Source organism: Methylobacterium sp. J-048 (assembly GCF_022829515.1).
Classification (GTDB): Bacteria; Pseudomonadota; Alphaproteobacteria; order Rhizobiales; family Beijerinckiaceae; genus Methylobacterium.
This window is the reverse complement of sequence record NZ_JAKSYL010000120.1, coordinates 117,998-140,373: the sequence shown is the minus strand read 5'-3', so window position 1 is coordinate 140,373 and position 22,376 is coordinate 117,998. Positions and strand designations below refer to the sequence as shown.

General features: G+C 63.6%; 19 protein-coding genes and 1 pseudogene. 11 read left to right on the top strand and 9 right to left on the bottom strand.

Annotated elements, in window-relative coordinates:
- Positions 1 to 289: 289 nt before the first annotated feature.
- The 3 genes and pseudogenes from MKL09_RS10125 to MKL09_RS10115 form a co-directional block, all read right to left on the bottom strand.
- Positions 290 to 669 (bottom strand): annotated as a pseudogene (locus tag MKL09_RS10125) (transposase); the annotation flags it as partial.
- A gap of 117 nt (positions 670 to 786) precedes the next feature.
- The gene (locus tag MKL09_RS10120; RefSeq protein WP_244019905.1) at positions 787 to 1,743 is read right to left on the bottom strand and encodes a TAXI family TRAP transporter solute-binding subunit; all 957 of its coding nucleotides are present in this window, start codon (positions 1,741 to 1,743) and stop codon (positions 787 to 789) included.
- A gap of 305 nt (positions 1,744 to 2,048) precedes the next feature.
- A complete protein-coding gene (locus MKL09_RS10115) occupies positions 2,049 to 2,894 on the bottom strand; it encodes an IclR family transcriptional regulator (RefSeq protein ID WP_187277576.1) in 846 nt (281 codons plus the stop codon).
- A gap of 414 nt (positions 2,895 to 3,308) precedes the next feature.
- Between MKL09_RS10115 and MKL09_RS10110 the strand changes: the two genes are divergently transcribed.
- From MKL09_RS10110 to MKL09_RS10060, 11 genes are all read left to right on the top strand, one after another.
- A complete protein-coding gene (locus tag MKL09_RS10110) occupies positions 3,309 to 4,319 on the top strand; it encodes an ABC transporter substrate-binding protein (RefSeq protein WP_244019904.1) in 1,011 nt (336 codons plus the stop codon).
- A 47-nt stretch (positions 4,320 to 4,366) separates the two neighbouring features.
- Positions 4,367 to 5,518 carry an acyl-CoA dehydrogenase family protein gene (locus MKL09_RS10105; protein ID WP_244019901.1) on the top strand — a complete coding sequence of 384 codons (1,152 nt, stop codon included), beginning with the start codon at positions 4,367 to 4,369 and terminating at the stop codon, positions 5,516 to 5,518.
- Entirely contained in the window at positions 5,515 to 6,645 is a 1,131-nt protein-coding gene (locus MKL09_RS10100) for an acyl-CoA dehydrogenase family protein (protein ID WP_244019899.1), read from the top strand. The genes MKL09_RS10105 and MKL09_RS10100 overlap by 4 nt, the downstream gene beginning before the upstream one ends.
- Before the next feature lie 16 nt (positions 6,646 to 6,661).
- The gene (locus MKL09_RS10095) at positions 6,662 to 7,909 is read left to right on the top strand and encodes a CaiB/BaiF CoA transferase family protein (RefSeq protein ID WP_244019897.1); all 1,248 of its coding nucleotides are present in this window, start codon (positions 6,662 to 6,664) and stop codon (positions 7,907 to 7,909) included.
- Complete coding sequence (locus MKL09_RS10090) at positions 7,906 to 8,709, top strand: enoyl-CoA hydratase/isomerase family protein (protein ID WP_244019895.1); 804 nt, start codon at positions 7,906 to 7,908, stop codon at positions 8,707 to 8,709. Before MKL09_RS10095 ends, MKL09_RS10090 begins: the two co-directional genes overlap by 4 nt.
- A gap of 204 nt (positions 8,710 to 8,913) precedes the next feature.
- Positions 8,914 to 9,729 (top strand): class II aldolase/adducin family protein, encoded by an 816-nt coding sequence (locus MKL09_RS10085; protein WP_092044898.1) that lies wholly within the window; start codon positions 8,914 to 8,916, stop codon positions 9,727 to 9,729.
- A gap of 146 nt (positions 9,730 to 9,875) precedes the next feature.
- Positions 9,876 to 11,168, top strand: coding sequence for an MFS transporter (locus MKL09_RS10080; RefSeq protein ID WP_244019894.1), 1,293 nt, complete (start codon positions 9,876 to 9,878; stop codon positions 11,166 to 11,168).
- 20 nt (positions 11,169 to 11,188) lie between these two features.
- The gene (locus tag MKL09_RS10075; protein WP_244019893.1) at positions 11,189 to 12,118 is read left to right on the top strand and encodes an SMP-30/gluconolactonase/LRE family protein; all 930 of its coding nucleotides are present in this window, start codon (positions 11,189 to 11,191) and stop codon (positions 12,116 to 12,118) included.
- A gap of 213 nt (positions 12,119 to 12,331) precedes the next feature.
- Positions 12,332 to 12,877 (top strand): carboxymuconolactone decarboxylase family protein, encoded by a 546-nt coding sequence (locus MKL09_RS10070; protein WP_244019892.1) that lies wholly within the window; start codon positions 12,332 to 12,334, stop codon positions 12,875 to 12,877.
- A 735-nt stretch (positions 12,878 to 13,612) separates the two neighbouring features.
- On the top strand, positions 13,613 to 14,992 hold the full coding sequence (locus tag MKL09_RS10065) for an MFS transporter (RefSeq protein WP_244019891.1): 1,380 nt from the start codon (positions 13,613 to 13,615) through the stop codon (positions 14,990 to 14,992).
- A gap of 40 nt (positions 14,993 to 15,032) precedes the next feature.
- Positions 15,033 to 15,644, top strand: a complete 612-nt coding sequence (locus MKL09_RS10060) for a hypothetical protein (RefSeq protein ID WP_244019890.1) — start codon at positions 15,033 to 15,035, stop codon at positions 15,642 to 15,644.
- Between the two features lie 79 nt (positions 15,645 to 15,723).
- Here MKL09_RS10060 and MKL09_RS10055 read toward each other — a convergent pair whose 3' ends face one another.
- The 6 genes from MKL09_RS10055 to MKL09_RS10035 all read right to left on the bottom strand — a co-directional run bounded on the left by MKL09_RS10055 (position 15,724) and on the right by MKL09_RS10035 (position 21,856).
- A complete protein-coding gene (locus MKL09_RS10055) occupies positions 15,724 to 16,647 on the bottom strand; it encodes an alpha/beta fold hydrolase (protein WP_244019889.1) in 924 nt (307 codons plus the stop codon).
- Between the two features lie 260 nt (positions 16,648 to 16,907).
- Positions 16,908 to 17,036 carry a hypothetical protein gene (locus MKL09_RS31970; protein WP_279605777.1) on the bottom strand — a complete coding sequence of 43 codons (129 nt, stop codon included), beginning with the start codon at positions 17,034 to 17,036 and terminating at the stop codon, positions 16,908 to 16,910.
- A gap of 714 nt (positions 17,037 to 17,750) precedes the next feature.
- Entirely contained in the window at positions 17,751 to 18,089 is a 339-nt protein-coding gene (locus MKL09_RS10050) for a hypothetical protein (protein ID WP_244019887.1), read from the bottom strand.
- A 124-nt stretch (positions 18,090 to 18,213) separates the two neighbouring features.
- Positions 18,214 to 18,966, bottom strand: coding sequence for a hypothetical protein (locus tag MKL09_RS10045; protein WP_244019886.1), 753 nt, complete (start codon positions 18,964 to 18,966; stop codon positions 18,214 to 18,216).
- 481 nt (positions 18,967 to 19,447) lie between these two features.
- The gene (locus tag MKL09_RS10040; protein WP_244019885.1) at positions 19,448 to 20,182 is read right to left on the bottom strand and encodes a hypothetical protein; all 735 of its coding nucleotides are present in this window, start codon (positions 20,180 to 20,182) and stop codon (positions 19,448 to 19,450) included.
- 633 nt (positions 20,183 to 20,815) lie between these two features.
- On the bottom strand, positions 20,816 to 21,856 hold the full coding sequence (locus MKL09_RS10035; RefSeq protein ID WP_244019884.1) for a hypothetical protein: 1,041 nt from the start codon (positions 21,854 to 21,856) through the stop codon (positions 20,816 to 20,818).
- Positions 21,857 to 22,376 lie beyond the last annotated feature (520 nt).

The following is a 22,376-nucleotide window of genomic DNA, read 5'->3' as shown; positions in this document are numbered from 1 at the left end:
TCAAGAAGGAGTGCGGGTATGTGAAGGTGGACTAGGCCAAGAAGGTCACGGATCAGTAGCGGGGCAACGCGCGGCTTCGTGGCCTGGTAGCCGAGTTGTCTGTGGAGGAGCAGGTGCTGTCGAACGTCGCCTCGGGAATCTTGTAGCGCCCGAGAGAGGTAGGCAGGCGGTGGACGGCAACCGCGAGAAGTACGACCTCTGGGAACGTCACGACTGCCGGATCGTCGGCCAGGATCGGGGCACGCAGCGATACGTGGCTACGTTGCCGGCCGACGAGGATGCGCTGACCCGTGCCCCGATGCTGGCCGACGATCCGGCAGGCGTGACGTTCCGAGAGGTCGTACTTCTCCCGGATGCCGTCCACCGCCTGCCTGCGTCGCTCGGGGGCTACAAGTTTCCCGAGGCGACGTCCGCCAGCACCTGCTTCTCCAGAGATAAATCGGCTACCAGGCGACGAAGCCGGGCGTTCTCGCGCTCCAGATCCTTCATCTTCTTGGCCTGATCGACCTTCAGGCCGCCGTACTCCTTACGCCAGCGATAATAGCTCTGCTCAGAGATTTCCGCCTCCCTGCATGCAAGGGCCAAACTCTTGCCCTGAGCTGTCTGCACCTCGATCTGGCGCAGCTTGAGCACCACCTGCTCCGCGCTCGTCTTCTGACCTCGCCGCATGTCCGACTCCTCCGGTCCTGGCTGATCCTCTCAATCAGCCCGGTCCAAAGCCAGCCGGTCAGGTCAGGTCCTCGCAGTGCTACGCGAGAGCCTGCGGCCGGGAAGGCTCCGCGGGGCTCACTGCGGAACGGTGCCGATCTCCCGCAGATAGATTGCGGTCGCCGGATGCAGCCACGCGGCCGGCACGTTCGAGACCAGGTTGCGCGGATCGCTCTCGTGTCCCTGTGCATAGTGGCGCGCCAGCGTGTTCCGCCCCTGATCGATCGCCCGCACGAGGCGCGAGACGAAGGCGTCATCGAGCCCTGGCCGGCCTAAAATGAAGCTCCAGGAACCGACGGTCTCGAGCGCCGCGTCCTGTCCCTTGAACGAACCCGCCGGGACGGTCAGGCGTCGCAGCGACGAGCGGAGCGCGAGGATCTTCGGGACTGCTTCCGGCGCCGGGCCGAAGAAGCGGGCGCCGCCGGGCGCGTCCGCGAGGGTCTTGAAGCCTGGCCAACCGAGGCTCGCACCCCACAAGGCAGCCGCTCGGCCATCGCGGACTTGAACGGCGCCATCGCCGGCATCGTCGAGAAGGATCGGGCGGATGTCATGCTCGGGATCGATGCCTGAACCCAGGAGCACGGTGCGCCCCATCAGCGTAAAGCCGGAGGCGCGCGTGCCGAGCGCGACGGCGCACCCGCGCAAGTCCGCCACGCCGTGGATCGGGCTGGCCGTCGGGACCACGAACAACCCGGGCGATGCGTCGATCGGGGCGACGACGGTCAGCCCGGACCCGGAGGTTGGCTGAGCATTCAACGCGTCGAAGGCGTACTCCCCCTGCACGAGGGCCAGATCGAGCTTGCCTTCCCGCAGCAGTGTGAGGTTTTCGGTCGAGCCCTTCGTGATGCGAGGCTCGATCGTCAGACCGGGATCAACCTCGTTGACTGCTGCGACGAGCGCGCGACCGGAGGCGGGGAACGAGCCCCCCGGCGTTGCCGTGCCAAGCACGATACGTCTGGTCGCTGCGCCCTCCTGACTCCGGCTCGATGTCGGGGCGAGGGCCAGACATGCTAGGAGAAGACGGCGTGAGATCACGATAATCGGCCTTTCCGTGGATGAGCCAGACCGAACTACGCGACCGTCCCTGGACCGCACCGCGTCTTGTGCCTCGCACCACCATCTTGATGGCGGTGCCCCGGCCCTGCTCAGGAGGCCGAGATACGTGCCTAAGGTTGAGCGATAGATCCGGTCGGTGATGGCCCCAGCCTATCGGCCGCACAGGAGGGAGCAGATGATCTTGAAGCTAACGGAGTGGTCGTCACACCGCCTCACTCAGAACGAGCTGCCACGGCGCAATCGCCCCCTGCCCTGACTGGCCGCGGATATGCCGATCCATCGTCCTAGTCCATGTGTACGAGGAAACGTGCGATCGCATCGTGAATCAGCGCGACGATCTGTGCCTCCCGTCGCTCGAATTCCTCGAGCAGTCCTGAGACCGCAACGGCGAGGGGACGGCCCTTGCGGTCGATGCGGTTGGGTAGTGGCACCGCGATCGACCCGGCGCCGGACGTGACGAGGCCATGCGAGAAGAAATGGCCGTCCTGCCGCAAACGGGCCACGTTGGCCAGGACGGCTGCGACTTGAATCGGGGGTTGCTCGGGCGGGGCCTCCGCGTTCGTGCGCCGTACGAGTGGGCCGATCTCGGCATCCGGGATCCCGGCGAGAAGCGCGGTGCCGGTCGCCGACCACACCACAAGTCGGCGCGTGCCGGGTGGGACGTGAAAGCGCATCGCGGTTTGCGCCTGCAACACGTGGACGTACTGCGAGTAGATGGTGTTGCGTGCCGCTAGGATCACCGTGCCGCCCGTGCACTCGGACAGATGCTCGAGCATGCGCACGAGACTACCGTCGCGCACCGGCCCCTTGTCGAGCCACGCGCCCAGCAGCGCGACCCGCGGCGACGGCAGGAAGCTGCGGCTGTCGGCGTCGTAATCGAGATAGCCGAGTTGGGCCAGGCTCTTCAAAAGCATCGAGGTTGAGGATTGCGGAAAGCCTAGGCGTTCGGCAATCTCCGAGACCCGAGCTTCGCGCTGAAGCTCGTCGAACAGCTCCAGGATCTGAAGCACGCGGCCCGCGGACTTCACGAAAGCCAAGGAGGGACCGACTGCATCGGCCCTGACCAAGAGGTCCGTGCTTGAACCCGCTCCGGTCTTTACCCGAGGCGTGAAGCGGTCGGGGGCAATCATACCCGGCTCCAGGCCGGTATTGCGAGGAGGCTGTGAACGGCCTCGAACGTGATATCCGCGCGCCGTGAAGCCCACCAATAGGCTGCCCGCCCGGCAATCATCTGAGTTGCCCGCAACTCGAACGAACATGGCGTTTGCGGCGCGATCTCATGGCATGTCCAATCATCGTGAATGGAGTACGGGCCGCTTGGGTCCAGCTGCCGTTATGAATGCATCACCGCATCCGCGCTCGACGACGTATAGTGCGAATCATCCGCCGCTCCATCACAGATGTGATATCGCTCAGCAGATCCACGATGACGGTTGAAGACCAATCCCGGCTCTGTCCTACTCGAGGGCGAGCGCCGGACAGTGATGCTGTCCGGACGTGCTGAGACCGCGCGCCAAGGGCGGCTCTGCTCGGGAGGAATGCCGATGTCGATCCGCCTCGCGGCCGTCGCCGCGCGTCTCGTCTCCGTGGCGCTGCTATTGTCCGCTTTGAGCGGACCGACCCTCGCCGAGACGAACACGGTCCGCATCGGCCTGCAATACGGCCTCGTCTACCTGCCGGTAATGATCGCTCAGAACGAAGGTTTGTTCGATAAGCGCGCCAAGGCGGCAGGCCTCGACGGGCTGTCGGTCACGCTGAGCCGCTTCAGTGGCTCGGCCGCGATGAACGACGCACTGCTTTCCGACAGCATCGAGCTGGGCACACTCGGCGCGACCGGCGCCTTGATCGCCTGGGACAAGACCCGCGGTCGTCAGCAGATCAAGAGTCTCTGCGCCCTCACTTCAGTCGTCTACACGCTGTTTACGGGCAAGCAGGGCGTTACCGCGCTGAAGGATTTTACCTTTGGCGACAAAATCGCGGTCCCAGCCTTCAACTCGCCGCAGGCTATCCTGCTGCGGGTGGCCGCAGCCCGGCAGCTCGGCGATCCGGCCAAGGCGGATACTCTGATGGTGAGCCTGCCCCACCCCGACGCCACCGCGGCCATGCGCGCCGGGCAAGGCATCGCCGGCTACTTCTCGACGCCACCCTTCACCCAGATCCTACGGGCGGATCCCAAGCTCCGGGCGATCATGACCTCCACCGGTCTGATCGGCGACGGTGACCCTACCGCCGCGACCCTGAACGCCAAGCAGGGCTTCGTCGACGCCAATCCCAAGGTGACGCAGGCCATCCTCGCCGGCATGGAGGACGCGGTTTCGCTCATCCGCAGCGACCCGAGGCGGGCGGCGGCGATCTACCTGGCTTCAGAGCAGGTGCAGATCGATCAGGCCCAGGTCGAGTCGACCCTCACCGACGGGTCCCTCGTCTACGGCGTGGCCCCGAAAGACATGGTCAACCTTGCCAAGGCGATGGCGGCGCAGGGGCTCCTGCGCAAAGTGCCGACCGACTGGCAAGAGCTCTTCTTTCCGGGCCTCAAGGAACGCGACGGAAGCTGAGCGAGCCATACGGGCGAGCCCCTGATCTGACAGACCACGGAGCAGAGATGCAGAGCTTTCGCTTCAGCGCCGAACCGCTCCCGGCCGAGGCCGAGGCGGCCCGTGCGGCCGTCCGGGTTTTTCTCGACGCTGAACTGGCGGCGGGGCACTTCGTGCCACATCGGACCTCGTGGACGACCTTCGACGCCGGCTTCAGCCGACGTGCCGGGGCGGCCGGGTTCATCGGCCTGACCATGCCGGAGGCGTATGGTGGCCATGAGCGGTCCGGCCTCGTCCGCTTCGTCGTCACCGAGGAGATGCTGGCGGCCGGCGCGCCCTGCGGGGCGCACTGGATCTCCGACCGCCAGTCTGGCCCACAGATCCTGCGGCACGGTTCCGAGGCGGCCAAGCGGGCGATCCTGCCGCGGATCTGCCGCGGCGAATGCGCCTTCGGCATCGGCATGAGCGAGCCGAACTCGGGCTCGGACCTCGCCGCCGTGCGCACCCGCGCGGCGCGCGACGGCGACGATTGGTTGATCAACGGCTCCAAGATCTGGACGACGAACGCCCATCAGGTCGATTACCTGCTCGCCCTGGTCCGGACCGGTGAGCCCGGACCAGACCGGCACGGCGGCTTGACCCAGTTCATCATCGACATGGCGGCTCCCGGGGTCACGGTGCGACCGATCCTCGACCTGTCAGGCCACCACGAGTTCAACGAGGTGTTCTTCACCGACTACCGCGTCCCGGACGCCATGATGGTCGGCGCGGAGGGCGAGGGCTGGGGGCTCGTCACGGAGGAACTCGCTTTCGAGCGCTCGGGGCCCGACCGCTTCCTGTCGGACTACCGGCTGCTCGTCGAACTCGTCGACCGGATCGGACCGGAACCCGACCGGTTCCAGGCGGTCGAGACCGGCCGGATGGTGGCGCAGCTCACCGCGCTCCTCGGCATGTCGGCCTCGGTGGCCCGGCTCCTCGACAAGGGCGTCGTCCCCGGCGTTGAGGCGGCGCTCGTGAAGGATGTCGGCAACAGCTTCGAGCGCGCGGTGCCGGAGATCGCCCGGCGGCTCGTGCCGGTTGAGCCGAGCCTCACCTCGCAGGGCGAGCCGTTCCGTGAGGCGCTCGGCGGCGTGACCCTGCGGGCGCCCTCCTTCACCCTGCGCGGCGGCACCCGCGAGGTTCTGCGCGGGGTCATCGCGCGGGGACTGGGCTTGCGATGAACACGACCAACCACGCACAGGATGGGGCGGCCGACGAGGTCGCCGACATCGTCCTCGATCAATTCGAGCGGCTGCTGGCCCAGCATCTCTCGCCGCAAGTGCTGGCGGCCTGCGACGGTGCCGTGGACGACGCGGCCTGGCCCGCGGATCTCTGGAGGGCGCTTAACGACAGCGGTCTGCCGCTGGCCCTGGTGCCCGAAGCGGCCGACGGGATCGGCTTGGAGGCCAGGACGGCGGCCTTGCTGATCCGGCGCTGTGGGCAGGCGGCCTTGCCGCTGCCGCTGCCCGAGACCATCGCGGGTGCGGCGCTCTGGGCGGCGGCAGGCGGCGGCGCGCCGGAGGGCGCCCTCACCTTGGTCCCAGCCGGCAGCCCCGTTCGAATCACGCGGCGGGCCGACGGTTTCGTCCTCGACGGGCGGGCGGCGCAGGTGCCCTGGGGCGGTTCGGTCGCGGCCCTGCTCGTGGATGCGATCGACGCCGCAGGCGTCCGCCACCTCGTACGGATCACGGCGCCGGGCACGGTTCGTGATACGCGCCACAACCTCGCGGGTGAGCCGCGCGACGCCCTCGACCTCACAGGCTGTACCGCCGCCATCGACGAGGTACGGACAGCGCCGGACTGGGCCGCCGAGGTTGGTGTCGGCTCGGTGGAGGCAGCCGGCGCCTGGGTGCGCGCGCAGCAGTTGGTGGGCGCGATGGAGACCTGCCTCGCCTCCGCCCTCGATCACGCCCGCGAGCGGCAGCAATTCGGGCGGCCGCTCGCCAAGTTTCAGGCGATCCAGCACATGCTGGCCGAGGCCGCGGGCCACGTCGCGGCGGCGACTGCATCGGCTGATCTCGCTGCCGCGTGCTGGGGAGATGCGCGCTTCGTCCTCGCCACCGCGATCGCTAAAGCGCGCTGCGGCGAGGCGGCGGGCCACGTCGCCGCGATCTGTCATCAGATCCACGGGGCGATGGGTTTCACCCAGGAGCACCCGCTGCACCGCGCGACGCGGCGGCTGTGGTCTTGGCGAGACGAGTTCGGCTCCGACGCTCTGTGGCAGGAACGGATCGGGCGCGCGGTCTGCGCGGGCGGAGGCACCGCTCTCTGGCCGATGCTGGTCCGGCTGCGGGCCGGTGCCGGCTAACATGGGAGATCGCCGCGTGCTGGATCATTCCGCCGAGACGAAAAAGGCCGGTCCCCTGGCGGGCGTGCGGATCGTGGATCTCACCAGCGTCATCATGGGACCGTCGGCCACGCACATCCTGGCCGATCTCGGCGCCGACGTGATCAAGATCGAGACGCCGGAGGGCGATTCCTTCCGTCACTACCGGCCGGCCCGCAACGCCGGGATGGGCGGCAACTTCCTGCACCTCAACCGCAACAAGCGCAGCGTCCGCCTGGACCTGAAGCGGCCCGAGGCGCGGGCGGCCCTCGACCGGCTCATCGTGACGGCGGAGGTCTTCGTGCACTCGATGCGCCCGGACGCGATCCTGCGCCTGGGCTACGGCTACGAGCGAGTCCGCGCGCTCAAGCCCGAGATCATCTTCTGCGGGGCCTACGGGTTCGGGGCTGACGGCCCCTATGCCCACAAGGCAGCCTACGACGACCTGATCCAGGCGGGCTCCGGCCTCGCCGCCCTCCAGACCGCCGCCACCGGTGAGCCCGGCTACCTGCCGACCGTGCTGTGCGACAAGATCGCCGGCCAGGCTATTGCCTGTGCGATCCTGGCGGCCCTCTACGAGCGTCGGGCCGGCGGCGTCGGGCAGGCGGTCGAGGTGCCGATGTTCGAGACGATGGTCGAGTTCAACTTCGTCGAGCACATGGTCGGCTACGCCTTCGAGCCGCCACTTGGGCCGCCGGGCTTCAACCGGGTGCTCAGCCCGAAGCGCAAGCCCTACCGCACCCAGGACGGCTATGCCTGCATCCTGCCCTACTCCGACCGGAACTGGCGCGACTTCTTCATCCACACCGGCCGGCTCGAATTCGTGGACGACCCGCGCTTCACCCCGCTCGCCGTGCGGGTGGAGAACATCGAGGTCCTGTACGCGCTGGTGGAGGAAGAGGCTCCCCGCAGGACCACCGCTGCTTGGGTGACGTTCTGCGATTCGGTGAGCATCCCGTGCATGCCCGTCCTCGGGTTGGAGGAACTGCCGGACGACGCGCACCTGAAAGCGGTGGGCTTCTTCGGGGCCGCCGAGCATCCGAGCGAGGGGCGCTACCGCACCATGCGCCGACCGGTTTCGTTCAGTGGCAGCGACTTCGCGATTCGCCGGCACGCCCCCCGGCTCGGCGAGCACACCGCCGAGGTTCTGGCCGAGGCGGGCCTCGACCCGGCCGAGATCGCCGCCCTCACCGGGGCGGCCGCCCCGCCGGACCCATCCACGCAATCCGAGGAGACCGCCCGATGACGCTTGAGGCCGAGACACGCGGTGCGGGCGGAGACCTGCTGTTCTCCGTCGCGGAGGGCGTGGCGACCATCACGCTGAACCGGCCCGAGCGGAAGAACGCCTTCACCTTCCCGATGATCGAGGCCTGGACGGCGGCTCTGCAGCGCTGCCGCACGGATGATGCCGTCCGCGTCGTCGTCGTGACCGGCGCGGGCCCAGCTTTCTGCAGCGGTGGCGACATCGTCGAGATGGGCGAGCGCCTCGACCAGCCGCCTCAGCGGCGCAAGGACGAACTCTACGGCCGAATCCAGCGCATCCCGCTGGCGCTCGAGGACCTCGACAAGCCGGTCATCGCCGCTCTGAACGGCGTGGCCACCGGGGCGGGCCTCGACCTCGCGCTGATGTGCGACCTGCGCTACGCCGCGAAAAGCGCCCGCTTCGCCGAGACCTACGTCCGTGTCGGTCTGGTGCCCGGGGCCGGTGGCGCTCACTTCCTGCCCCGCCTCGTCGGCACCGCGAAGGCGCTGGAGCTGTTCTTCACCGGCGATTTCGTCGATGCGGAGGAAGCGCTCCGGATCGGCCTCGTCAACGGCGTTCACGACGATGTGGCCCTGATGCCGGCGGTCGAGGCGCTGGCGCGTCGGATCGCCAAGGCGCCACCGCTCACGCTGAGCCTGATCAAGCGCGCAGTCTATCAGGGGATGCGCAACGACCTGCGCACCAACCTCGACCTGATCTCCTCGCACTATGCGGTGATCACCGCGACGCCCGAGCATCGGGATGCGGTGCAGGCGTTCATCGGCGGGCGCAGCAAGCCTTGAAATGAAGGGCGCCCACTTGAGTGCTGGGGGGCTTCCGGTTGGGTCACCCCGCCCCCGTACGTGATGTGGGGAAGATGACGTGCCAGGAACGAAAGCAGCAGAAGCAAAACAACATCGGCATTGTGTCAGCTGATTCCGGTCTTTAATTAGACTGATCGCGAAAGATAATATCAAATACCATTCGATCGATGAGGGAACCGCCAAATGAATGTTGCAGCCAAGCGGTCGGTGTACGAACCTGACCAAGCCGGTCTGGCTTTCCCTCGCTACCCCGTGTTCGATGATGCCGCGCAGGAGCGAAGACACCGCAAGGTTCGGTTGGCTGCCGCCTGTAGGCTCTTTGCTGATCTGGGCTACGAATACGGATTCGCCGGCCACATCACCGTCCGCGACCCGGAGGATCCGAACCTCTACTGGACGAATCCGTTCGCCATGGAATTCGGGGCGGTCAAGGCGTCGGACCTCCTCCTCGTCGACCACGACGGCCGAGTCATCGAGGGCGCGCGTGCGGTGAACCGCGCCGGCTTCGTCCTGCACGCCGCCATCCACGAGGCGCACCCCGGCATCCTGGCATCGTGCCACTGCCACACGATCAACGGCATGGCTTGGGCCGCCCTGGGCCGGCGACTGGATCCGATCACCCAGACAGCCTGCGGCTTCTACGGTGATGGGCAGGCCCTGATCACCGAGGAAGCTGGCGCCGTGGTGGTGGAGCGCGGGGCCGGCCACAGCGTCGCCGCCGCGTTCGGACGCGACACCAAGGTTGCCATTCACCAGAACCACGGCCTGTTCAGCGCCGGCCAGGAGAGCATCGAGGAGGCCGTTTGGTGGTTCGTGGCCGCCGAGCGGGCCTGCGAGATTCAACTCAAGGCCGAGGCGACGGGCCACCCCCTGAAGCTCGTTCCCGAAGCCAATGCGGCGCACTCCGCCAAACACCTCGCCACTCCGTTCATGGCGTGGCTTCATGCCCAGCCGATGTTCGACCGCACTTTGCGCCAGCATCCGGACGTGATCGACTGATCGACTGCTGCACACCGCGGCGCGCGCATCTATGCAGAGCACAATACGGCGTGGATCTAGAGCTTGCGGTGCCGGAAATGATTGCGGCATCCTATGTTTTTGATTCTAATATAAAAGAAACATACCGAATGCATCGGGAGGTGCGAATGGGCAAGCGCCGTTATCTGCTGTATATTGGCATTTTCTTGCTTGTCGTCTTCAATTATGTGGACCGCGTCGCGCTGTCGGTCGCGGCGCCGGCGATCGCGGCTGAATACAATCTGAGTCCGGTACAGGTCGGTTACCTGTTCTCAGCTTATCTCTGGACGTATGTCGTCTGCTTGATCCCATGCGGATTTCTGACCGATCGCTACGGGGCGAAGGTGGTCAACGGCGTCGGTGTGTTCGTGTGGTCCGGCGCGACGATTCTCACAGGGCTCGCGTCCGGCTTCGTCAGCCTTCTCGGCTCGCGCATGCTGATGGGCGCGGCGGAGGCGTCCACCTATCCAGCGGGCGGTCGCGTGTTGCGGGATTGGGCGCCGCGATCCGAGTTCGGTCTGGCGGCCACGATGCTCAACAGCGGCGGCTACGCGGGTCCTGCGTTCGGGACCTTGCTGCTCGGGTGGGTGGTGTCAGTCCACGGCTGGCGGTGGGGTTTCTATACGGCCGGCTTGCTGGGCTTGGTTTGGCTGGTCGGCTGGTTGGTCTGGTATCGCGTGCCGGAGACGGCAACCTTCGTCGGCGAAGACGAGCGCGCCTTCATCCTGCGTGAGCGCGATTCCGGGGCGAAATCCGGTGGCTCGGCCGACGGGTTTGGCGTGCTGTTGCGCTCGCGCAGTATGATCGCCGTCGCCGTCACGCAGGGCTGCGCCGTCTACACGCAGATCGTGTTCCTGACCTGGCTTCCGAGCTATCTCGCCAACGTCAAGCACATGTCGATCGTGAAGTCGGGCCTGTTCACGGCGTTCCCGTACTTCGCGGCGACGGTCTTCGCGTGGGTCCTCGCCCATCTGAGCGATCGTGCGCTGGCCGCGGAGGGCGGCTCCAGCACGGGGCGGCGGCGGCGCATCGTCGTCGTGTCGATGCTCAGCGCGGCCGTGATCCTGGCGGCACCGTTCGTCGACAGCACGCCGATGATCCTGGGCCTGATCACCATCTCGCTGACCGGCTTGGCGACGGGCATCTCGCTCAACATTGCCCTGGCCGCCGATCTGCTGCGGTCGCCTGCGAGTGCTGGCAAAGCCATGGCGATCCAGATCACCGGCGGGAACATGTTCGGCCTCATCGCGCCGATCGCCACGGGCTACATCATCGCGGCGACGGGTAGCTACGACCTCGCCTTCGTGGCCGGTGGCGTGCTGCTGGTGACCGGGGCCGTGATCACGCTGACCCTGACGCACGCCCCAATCGGTGGCGACCTCCCCGCGCCAGCGGTCGTCCCCGCGCTGCGCCGCGCTTAAGCTCTTAGACGGAGGTCACGATGTACGCAGCCCCGCCTATCTGCCCAACGAGAGTCTTCGCCACCTACCCCGAGGCGTGGCGGGTGGCCACGGCGGAGAACGAGTGGATCCGCACGCAGCCGGGGCGCATGCCGACCGGATCGTTCCTGGAGGGGCCGTCCTTCGACCTTGACGGCAATCTCTGGTGTGTCGACATCCCGAACGGACGCATCTTGTGCGTGGCGCCGGACGGCGGTTTCACCATCGCGGCCGAGTACGATGGTTGGCCGAACGGCCTCAAGATCCACCGTGACGGCCGGATATTCATCGCCGACTACAAGAACGGCATCATGGTCGTCGACCCGGATACCGGCACGGTCCAGCCGTTCCTCCTGCGGGTCGGGCCCGAGCGGTTCCGGGGCGTCAACGATCTCTTCTTCTCTCGCGATGGCGATCTCTACTTCACCGATCAGGGCCTAACCGGCTGGCAGGACCCGGGCGGACGCCTCTTCCGCGTTCGGGCGGACGGGGTCGTGACCTGCATCCTGGACGGCATCCCAAGCCCGAACGGCCTCGTCATGAACCTCACTGAGGACATGGTGTACCTGGCGGTTACGCGGGCCAACGCGGTCTGGCGGATCCCGCTGATGCGGGACGGGACGGCCGCCAAGGTGGGCACCTTCATCCAGATGTCGGGCGGGGCCGGGCCGGACGGGCTCGCCCTCGACGCGGAGGGTCGCATCGCCGTCGCCCATGCCGGGAAGGGCGCCGTCTGGCTGTTCGACGCCACGGGGGAGCCGGTGCTGCGCATAACCTCTTGCGCCGGCCTGCACACTACCAACGTGGCGTTCGGCGGCGCGGATGGACGAGCACTGTTCATCACTGAGTCTGGCTCAGGCGTCATTCTACGGGCTGACCTGCAGACGCCCGGGCACACTATGTTCTCGCACACGCACGAGAGCGAGGTGTGATCGTTGGCCCTGTGCGCAGCACGGGTGGAGCTGAGGTCTGCAGACCGGCCGGCCAGTCCCAATCGAAACACCCGGGATCGCCACGGCCGAGGATAATCCGTGAGGCTCGCACGGGGCGTCGTCCCGCCGCCGAACGCCGCCAAGACGCGCGGCAGATCCTTATCGGCCTTCGCCTCGCCGCGATCCCCGCGTCACCCCACGGAGTGGATACAGATGGCCCACCTCCCCTATGCGGATCCGAATCGACCGGAAACGGCCGAACTCGTCGCTCGCATCACCGCCCAACGCGGCGGGGTGCTGCACCTCTACTCCATGCTGCTGCACAGCCCGTCGGTAGCCGACGGCTGGCTGCATTTCCTCAGCGCGATCCGCCAGCGCTGCGTCGTGCCGGGGGCCCTGCGCGAGCTCGTGATCCTACAGGTCGCCCACCTCAACGGGGCACCCTACGAGGCCGAGCAGCATATCCCGATCGCGCTGCGCGAAGGGGTGCACCAAGCGCAGGTCGACGCCCTCCCCGACTGGAGGGCATCAGACGTGTTCGAGCCGGCGCAGCGCGCGGCCCTGGCCTACTGCGATGCGATGACCCGAACCATCCACGTGCCGGCCGACGTGTTCGCAGACCTGCGCACCCACTTCGACCCGCGGACGATCGTCGAGCTCACCGCGACGGTCGGGGCCTACAACATGGTCTCTCGCTTCCTCGAAGCGCTCGGCATCAGCTCCGCCGACGACATGCGTGCGGGGCGGGCTGACCGATGACAGACCCCTTCTCCCTCGACGGCAAGGTCGCGCTCATCACCGGCTGCGGCTCGCAGTAGCCCTGGTGGAGCAATGCTAAGGCCACGGCCGTGACCTTAGCCCGGCGCGGCGCGAGGGTCGCCACACGCAACCGGTCCGACGCGATCCGCATCTGTCTGAACGGTGCCCCAGATCGGGCGGCGTTGACCTGGGCGCTGCATCGCTTGTCGGGAATACTTACCTGGGCGAGCGTTGTGTGCACGGGAGGACGAACGCTTCGCTGAGATGTTCGATGATGTGCCGGCCAAACGGGGCTGAACCTCGGCCAACCGATACTCTGCATGGATGGAGCGTCGGTCCGACGTAGACTTGAGAGCCCTGCGCTTCATGCTGCGAGCGAATCGCACCGTCCGCGATTGTCGTCGACGTCCGCTTCCGAGCTATTGTGATGGCCCATTAAGCGTCCGGCATGGGCGCAAAGCCGAAGGTCCGCTTCTGGACGTGGACCCAACTTCCGCTTCCCACCACTCGTTGCAGACCTCGCGAGTGAGTATCGAGCGCCAAATTCCGGCCGCCTAGTCTCCAAGCCGAAGCCGAGACTGCCGGTGGGGTGCCCCATGCCTTGGGGTCGACATCTTCCGCCCGGCGGGACAATGGCGGCGCCTTCTCGCTCTGGGTGATGATGCTGCACGATTGCTAAGCTGAGGAAGAGGGCGCAGTCCAAGCTCGGTCTGAAACGCGAGACCTTCCCTCCGAATGTCTGTCACAACCCTGAAGCCAACCACGATAGCTCGCGATGGGCTACCGCCGGGCCAGCGCGGCCGGGCCATGGCCGCGGTGCTCACTGGGGTGGCACTCGCCACGCTCGACACCGCCATCGCCAACACGGCGCTACCGACCATCGCCGCTGACCTCGGGGTCGATCCTGGCGCCTCGGTCTGGATCGTGAACGCCTACCAGCTCGCGGTCGTAGCGACGCTGCTGCCGATCGCGGCACTTGGCGAGATCGTTGGGCAGCGACGGATCTACGTCGCCGGCCTCATCCTGTTCATCGGCGCCTCTCTCGTATGCGCCCTGGCCTGGTCACTGCCGACACTCGTCGCTGCGCGCGTGCTCCAGGGGATTGGGGCGAGCGCACTGATGGCGGTGAACATCGCGCTGATCCGCTTCATCTATCCCGCACATCAGCTAGGTCGCGGCGTCGGGCTCAACGCCTTCGTCGTCGGCGTTGGGTTCGCAGTCGGTCCGACCGTGGCGTCGCTGATCCTGCTGGCCGCGCCCTGGCCGTGGCTGTTCGCCGTCAACGTGCCGATCGGCCTCGGCGCCCTCGCCCTGGCCTGGACCGCGCTGCCGGAGACCGGACGTTCTGGGCACAGCTTCGACTTGCCCGGCGCGCTGCTCAACGCTGCCGCATTCGCCCTCCTCGTGCTCGGGTTGGGTGAGGCCGCACACGAGGGGCCGCTTTGGCGCATCCTTATCGAGATCGGCGGGGCGCTCGCCTGCTTCACCCTGCTTCTGCGTCGCCAGGCCGGGCACCCGGCGCCGATGCTAGCCGCTGATCTCCTAAAGCGCCCGCTGTTCGCGTTGTCGGCCCTGACTGCGGTATGCTCCTTAGCGGCGCAGGCGCTTGCCTTCGTCTCGCTGCCGTTCCTGTTTCAGCACACCCTCGGCCGCTCCCAGGTCGAGACCGGCTTCCTGATGACGCCCTGGCCAGTGGTGGTGGCGCTGATGGCGCCGGTGGCCGGCCGCCTCTCGGACCGCTATGCCCCCGGCCTGCTCGGCGGGATCGGGCTTGCCGGCCTCGCGCTCGGCATGGGGCTGCTCGCGTTGCTGCCCGCGGATCCCAGCGTCCCGAACATCATTTGGCGGATGGCAATATGCGGGGCCGGGTTCGGCTTCTTCCAGGCCCCGAACCTGCGCGCCATCATGACGAGCGCACCAGCTAACCGATCAGGCGGGGCGAGCGGCATCGTCGCCACGGCGCGGCTGCTCGGTCAGACCCTGGGCGCCGCCCTCGTTGCGGCGTGCTTCGCGATCGCGGAAGCGCACGGTCCAGCCCTGGCGATGGGGCTTGGGGCGGCCTTTGCTGGGTTTGCGAGCGCGGTGAGCTTCACGCGCCTCGCCGTGACGTCCTGAGCGCGCTTGGCCTGTCGGAAGGTTCGGGGACGGAATCAGTATGACTGACGGCGTCGTGAGCGGAACGCTCGACGAACACGGGCGCGCCTACAAACGTACGGTTTGGGCGATCGCGATCGGCATCGCGATTTTCGCCGCCGCACAGGTCATGTACGCCCTCTCCGTCAGCTCGGCCCAGTTCCTCAAAGATGCGCTCGACTGGATCTACACGGTCCTGCTGAACGCCGTGGCGGCATTTGTGTTCGGGCGCGGCGCACGGGCCGAGCAACTGTCCGCCTACCTCATCGCCGCCGTCCTGACGGTCGGGGGCCTGCAAACGCTCTACGACCTGTGGGACAAGGTAGCGGATCCGCGACCGATCGATCCTGGACTGCTCGGCTTTTCCGCCGTGAGTGCGACGGTGATCGCCTACCTCACCGTGGGCAGCCTGGCGCGGTTCCGCCACGACACCAATCCGCTGATCAAGGCAACCTGGCTCAGCGCGCGCAACGACGCGATTGCGACCACGTTCTCGGCCGGCGTCACGCTCGCCGTCCGCATGGCTCCCGTCCGCTGGCCAGAATACGTCATGGATGGGCTCGACGCGACGCTCGCCTTCCAGGCTGCTGTGGCAACGATCCACGCGGTACGGCGGAACGGGCAGGTGCCATGACCATGTTGAGAATGATCGCTACATCTCTCACGCACAGGTAAGGCAGCCGAGTGGGGCGTGGGCGAGCTACGTGGCGTCCTCAGCGGCCCGCCGATGGATTTCCTTTGTGCTGCGCCAAGAATGCCAGCACCGCGGCGTTGAAGGCTTCGGGGTTGTCCCGGTTCATCGCATGGGCCGCGTTCGGGATCACGATCGCGGCCGGGATCGTCGGATTGCACTTTCGGGCCACGGCAAACCCTTCCGGGTACCGCTTCGGGCTGCGCTCGCCGGTCAACGTTAGGACGGGGAAGCTGAACTTGGCGATGTCGGAACAGGTGATGTTGCCGCGCTCGCCGCTGTCGACCCCGGTGCCGAGATTGTCGAGCAGGATCTCTTTTTGAAGAGCAGAGCGCTTGGCCCAGGTGCCAGGGCCATTCAACCCATCGGTGAACTCCTGACCCGCCTTCTCCTTGTCCCCGGCTGCTAGGTTGGCCCGCAGCGTCGACACCAAACCCTTCACTTCGCCGGCCATGGCTTTGGTCTCAGGCGTCTCTGGGAGCAGCCCCTCCATGCCGCTGGCATCCTCCAGGATCAAAGTCTTGATCAACTCTGGGTGCTCTTTGGCTACCGTCAGGACCACGGCCCCACCGCGTGAATGACCGAGCAGGTGAACTGGTCCCAGGCCGAGCCGCTTGATCAGGGCGGCTACGTCGGCAGCGTGCTGAGCGATGGAGAAATCGTCACCGACACCATCCCAACGTTCGGGATAATAGTGGCGAAGGCTGAGGGATAGGATCCGGTATTGCTTCGAGAACACCGGGGCTTGAGCGTACCAGATCCGGTAGTCGCCGAGTGATCCGTGAACCAGCACGATGGGCTCGCCGGATCCGGCCTCTTGGTAGGCGAGTGGATACCCCTGCACCGCCGCGGTTTTGACGCCGTCCGGGATCGCCCACTGCGCGTTAGCTGCATCCGGAAGCCCTGAGCACAACCCGACCAATATGACTGCCATCCTGAGCCGCATCGCAAACTCCTCCCATATTCGTTTAGAAGAGTATCGCTTCCGCCGGGCTGGAAGTCACCGCACCTCCCGCCGGTCCCGCGGACGGGATCCGATACGGTCACCGTCGCCTCGATGAACCAGCATGTTCGCGACGCGGCCGAGCCGCTTTCCCTCTGTTGGGCTACAAGCCTGCCCCTTGGACATGTAATCCGAAAGGATAGCGACTGATGGCGAGCCGCCGGCCGCCTTCAGGAAGCGGCAGGGACGTACCCCACCGCCCATTACCATAGGTAGTCACTGTCCTTCTCGGGCTCGTACATCTCCGGGCCGTTCCTGACCTCTTCCAGGACGTCGCACAGCACGGACACAGCGATGTCGCGATTGCTCACGCGCACGACGTACTCGGCCATGATCCCGATCACGATTTGCAGTCGGCCAACCCTCGAACCGTAGGCACCCAACCGTTTGAAGACGCGACGGTTCAGGAACTTCAGAACGTCGTTACGCGCGACCTGTCGCCTTCTCCAGGTCCACCCCGCGTAAGATAGCAATTTTTGTCCTGATAGATGCATCGTGAACTCCCATGAATGGTCAGTAATCGTACTGCCTTTGAGTTTTTACGAGCCTACCTCCGCTCAAATTTCCAAGTCGACGTGAGTATAATTTTATTCAAAATTATTGGAATTTCCTAACATTGTCAAGATTGATATCTCAAAATTAATGTTTTCTGCTGGTTGAAAGCAGGCAATTTGACCAAAATCTGTCAACTGTCAACAGGCCAAAACCGGAGCTGAAAGTCCTGGTTTGTCCATATTTGTCCTGCTGCATTTAAAGAGATCCAAAATTATTTCTCGAATTCAAAATCAAACGGAGCTGATGCTGGAAAATCTAGCTGAGCAATCGGTGACACTGCGTGCCTACCCTGTGAGGGGCATATTCGAGGTCACCGGTTGGTACGTCTCACGGGTTCGACCCTCATTGAGATGCACTGGCCTGCCGCATCCAACGCGGCTGGCGGTTTTACGTGAGACGCGCGCACTGCCCCACCCGTCGAAGGCAGCAGGTTTCGTTGACCGATGCGTGCGTGGTCCGTTGAGGGCAACGCCGGTCAACCCTGCAGCCCTTCAGTTCCGATATCGAGGTTGCCGCTGCTTCCAGGCCCGAAACGGCTTCAGCGCCTCGTGCCGGATCGCGTTGGCAAGCACGGTGCCCTCGCGGTTGCCGAACAGCAGCCCGTCAAAGGTGAGGCCAGCCATCACGTCGAGCACGCGAACCCGCGGACCGGTGCGGAGCCAATCCTTCTTGATTCGCCAGGCCCGGGTGTCGAACCCGGTGGGCCCCGGGGTGCGGGAGACGATCCGCAAAAAGGCCGTGCGGTTGATATTCTGCGGACCCTGCATCGCGGGAACGAAAAGATGATTGACGCTCAGGGCGTCAATTACTGAGGGAAGGCCACCCGCCACTTCGTGAGCCAAATCCGACGGACCGATGCTTCAGCGCGGTGCGCAAACCCACTGCTACGCCACAGCGGTCAGCGCCGGCCCAAGGATGTCCCCCTCCCCCAACACCGCTTGCTCAGCCTCGAAATCAGCGCTGCCGCTTCTCCCAGGCCCGAAACGGCTTCAAAGCCTCATGCCGGATCGACCTTACGAGTTCGTTGCCCTCAAGGTTTCCAAACAGCAGCTGGTCGAGCAAGCGGTCTTCAAAGGCGTAGCACAGGCGGGCGCGATCACCGGTACGCAGGGGGCGTTTCGATTGGCGGTACACCGGGCCAAGCACCTCGCCGGTTTCAGGATCGATCCGCTCGCCCCGCGAGTAGATTCGGTACTCTTTCTGTGGACCCTTCAGCACATAGTACAGCTTGCCGCCGAGCGATGTTGGCGTCAGCTGCTTCACGTGGATGCAATTGCGATCTGGGATGAGGGCCGAGCGACTGCGCTGAATCTGCTTGACGGCATCGTTGATCGCCTTGCGGCTCGCCCCCCACGTCAGAACGTGTGCGTGCCAGGAAACGAAGTCGTCAATCTGTGGACCATCACAGCCGAAGTTCCGGTAGAGCGCCGCCTCGATCATACCAACGAAGGGGATGCCTCTCAGGGCTTGGCGGGTCAGCCCCTTCACCCGGCGACAATCGAAATCCTTCGCTTCAGCAAGGGCGACGGTGTGGTCAGCGATGGCGAGAGTGACGAGAAACACAGGACCAGCCTGAACGCCTACATGGGCGAGAACGCAAGGCACAACGGTATCCGCAAAGGCGATGCGCGACCAAGCATTGTTGGCGTAGAGCTCACGTTTCCGTCGGAGGTCTAATTCGCGCGTGATCGCACTGGGCAGGCGCACGTAACCCTTCCGGGGACATTCGAGGTAGTTTCGCAGGAGTTCGGCTTGAACGATGTGAGCCTCGATGAAAGTAGCCCGATCGCGAATGGCAGGCAGGGTTTCAGCGCGCGTGGCTCGCCGAGGGGGTCGTTTTGGCAAAATCGTAGTCTGAAGCTTTGAAATGGCTGTTAAGGGAAGCTGGTGGATAGTTATTGACATGATGAGGCCTATCGATGGTGTGATGTGTATTTAAAGGTTTGGGCGCAACCGCGTGGAAAAGTTCGCAGCACTGTTCTGGAGAACAGGTTCGCGGTATCCGGCCGCCTGATGATCTGGTGATCTGAGAACGCGTGCTACTGCGTTCAGCTCGCCATGATCGACGCTCGCGAGCGTCAATCACGCTTGAGCGCCAAGGATCGATTCGGAGTGATCAGATGTTTCATGTCTTGCCGTGCGGACGTGGCGGTCAGGGCCGCCACGCCTATTTTTCCCGACCGGCCGATTAGTCTTCGGCTAGCCTTCTCGTCACCTTTACGGCATGACCGGGTAAAACCTCCTTGATGCAGAGGTCGACGTAGTCCCCATCGAAAGCTCTCCGCCTAAGTCGGACCCACACATCTTCCTCCACCTCCACAGCCATTACGGCGGCAAAATCTCCGTCGTTTGTAGCCTGAGAGTTCAAGGATCGCTCGGACTTTGGCCACTTTGGCTTCTTACGGTTCGACGTTTGTTTCTTGTCTTGAGCACTTTGAGTAGCGATATTATCCCGATCCGGGCTATCGTCATCGGTCGAGGGTTCAGCCTGATTTTGGGAGTTGTCGTTCTTTTCGGTCTCGATATCGGAGCTTGATGCTGTGGCCTCGTTTGTTTCGGCAGAGCGTGAGTACTTAGCTACTGAGTACTTGTAGGCTTTCGTGAAACTGCCGCGACCAGCGATAAAGTCTTTGAACTCCCAGGGTTCAATTTTTTCGAGTAGGCAAGAGTCGACAACCCGACCGATCTTATAAGCCTCTCTTTTTCTTCTCCGGATCGTTGCCTTGCAAACATACTGACTGACCGTATTTGCAATATCGTTAAAGTCCAGCCGCCTTCCCGGATTGTTTGCCAAATTCTTGAAGAACGTTCGTTGGCAGAACGTTTGATAGGCTGAATTGTCGCTGGTGTATTGCAGTGCGATACCAAGGATTTCTTCAGCGACGTCGATTTTATTCGTTTCATGGCTTTTCTCGCTAGCCAAGAATCGCTTCCGGGCCTTTTTGGCACGAGACAAGGGCGGCCGATTTGATCCTAGCTTCGATCCCTCATTCTTCTTGGGGAGGGGTGGCTGCTTTGCTGACTTTTTCATAGGTTCACCCATCTTTATATAATCGATCCTAATTTCGTCCAAAGAGTAGGAATTTTGTCTGCCTGCGCGGTGATAAGCTTGGTAGTGGTGCAAACGGTTGCCGCAGCTGCTATGGCCACAACTATAGTCGTTGCTACTGATATTCTTGATTGCCGTGCGGTAGAGGACGGCTCTGCAGCGCCGTTACCGGAGAACTCAGTTTCGCGTGAGCTGAGATGCGACTAGGGCGCGAAGATCTTCCACGCGCCAAACTGTTGTGCGCGGCCCGAGCTTGATCGGGACCGGAAACCGCCCTGCCGCTACACCGGCCCACCAAGTGGACTTGCTGATTGGAAGTGGGCCCCTGGGGGCCAGTATGTCCACTAGTCTCAAGAAGCCAGTCGCAGGAAATCCATCCGGCAGCAGATCTGATCGAGTTTTAGCAAGTGCTGTCACATCTAGTGCTCCTGTTGTCCGAGCGACTGAGGGGCTCGGTACGAGGAGAAAGGTAGGTGCTGCCACGCAGGTGCCTGGGGAGGTTACTTCTCAGATATCTTCTAACTCGCTGTCCTTAAAAGAGTTTTGTAGCTTCGTGTAGCCCTTCAAAATGCCGTTTGTCTCAATAGGGAGTGGAGGGGGGGATACTGGCACCGGTTCAAGGCCGGGCGGAAAATTCGGGAACGGGATCGCTGAGAGTGCACGAGGGTCAAGCTTGACGCGCAGAAGCTCAACTACGCTAAGGCACTTGCCTAGATGTATCCGAAGTCTCAACGGATCGCTCAGCAACTCGTCGATTTCTTCGTGAAAAACTGGACTCGAAGGGTCGATAAAGAATTCAACGCCTTGATGGTATCTCTCTACATAATAAAAAGGTGAAGCCGCGCCGTACGCGTGCCATTTTTTTCTGAAACTGGAAGGTGCATTGCGTGAATTATACCTAAATATCCCATTCTGTGAGGCAAAATGAGCTTTGCTTAGGCTGGCATTCAGTCTCGGGTTATTTTCATTTGGTTGGTAAGAAAGGAAAAACCAGGCAATGTCAGCGGCTAAGTCCATGTCATTGTACGGATGCTCAGCGTTATTATGAAGCTCAAAAATCGGCAATTCGAATGCTGAAACGCTACAGATCTTACTTAAAATATCGAGCCTGAGATGTTTTAGGACAAATTGAGAGCATTCATCTGGGAGCTCGCTTATTTTATTAACCCTATAAACTAAAATAAAGTATGTAACAACGCATACCATCATTGCATAATCGAAATTCTGCTGCACGGTTGGCCATCTGTGCCAAATCAGTATAGTGAAGGCTGCTTCGAGCTGTTCGAATTGATTGTGAGATTCGGTATTAGAAAGAACCGAAATAGATAAATTAATTTTTCGGCGCACGCTATCTTTGGCGCCTTGAATTTTCGATCTGTCTAGTTGACTCCTCCAACGGTATATAGAAGATAATGGTGCTTTAATTTTACTGCTGGCCTCAATTGCCGACATTCCTAACGCTAGCGCTTGATCAAATTCGAATACCGCTTGATTTCGAGTTTCTGTTGATTTTCTTTCCAATTTACTATGGCGTTTTTTTGGGGACATTTGGACATGCGCCTTCGTATGGCTGGTGATTAGCCCACCGCCTCAGTCGTCAAGCGTCATTCTAGGTTCTGTCGTCGTATGAATCATCTGGCGTTATGTGCACTTTGTTCTTCCAATTTGAAGAGGGATGATGCTGAGCGACGCGTAATGGGTCGGTATGGAGCCGATGTTTGAGGTTTGCCGGTCAAAGGCGAAGACGCCGCCGCAGGATCTGCCGCGCGCGCTCTCGGCGATCTTGTGGTGGCAATCAGAACAGCGCCAAGTGGTGCGCGAGCGCGCAAGAGCTGGGGCCGCGGTGATGGGCGACGCAGATCTTCATTCAGTGGTCGCGCGGCAAGGTAGCCGAAAGTCCGGCATCATCGTGAGTTTAGCACAGCGATCAAGCATCGTCCGATACCATCCTCTACCGTCCGTTGGCAGCCACTTCCTCGTCATGGGCCGAAATGTGGGTAGATAGTAAAGCGAGTTAGCTAAGGTATTGCGGTGAAAATGTTAATCCACTCGCTTAGGCGGACATCCG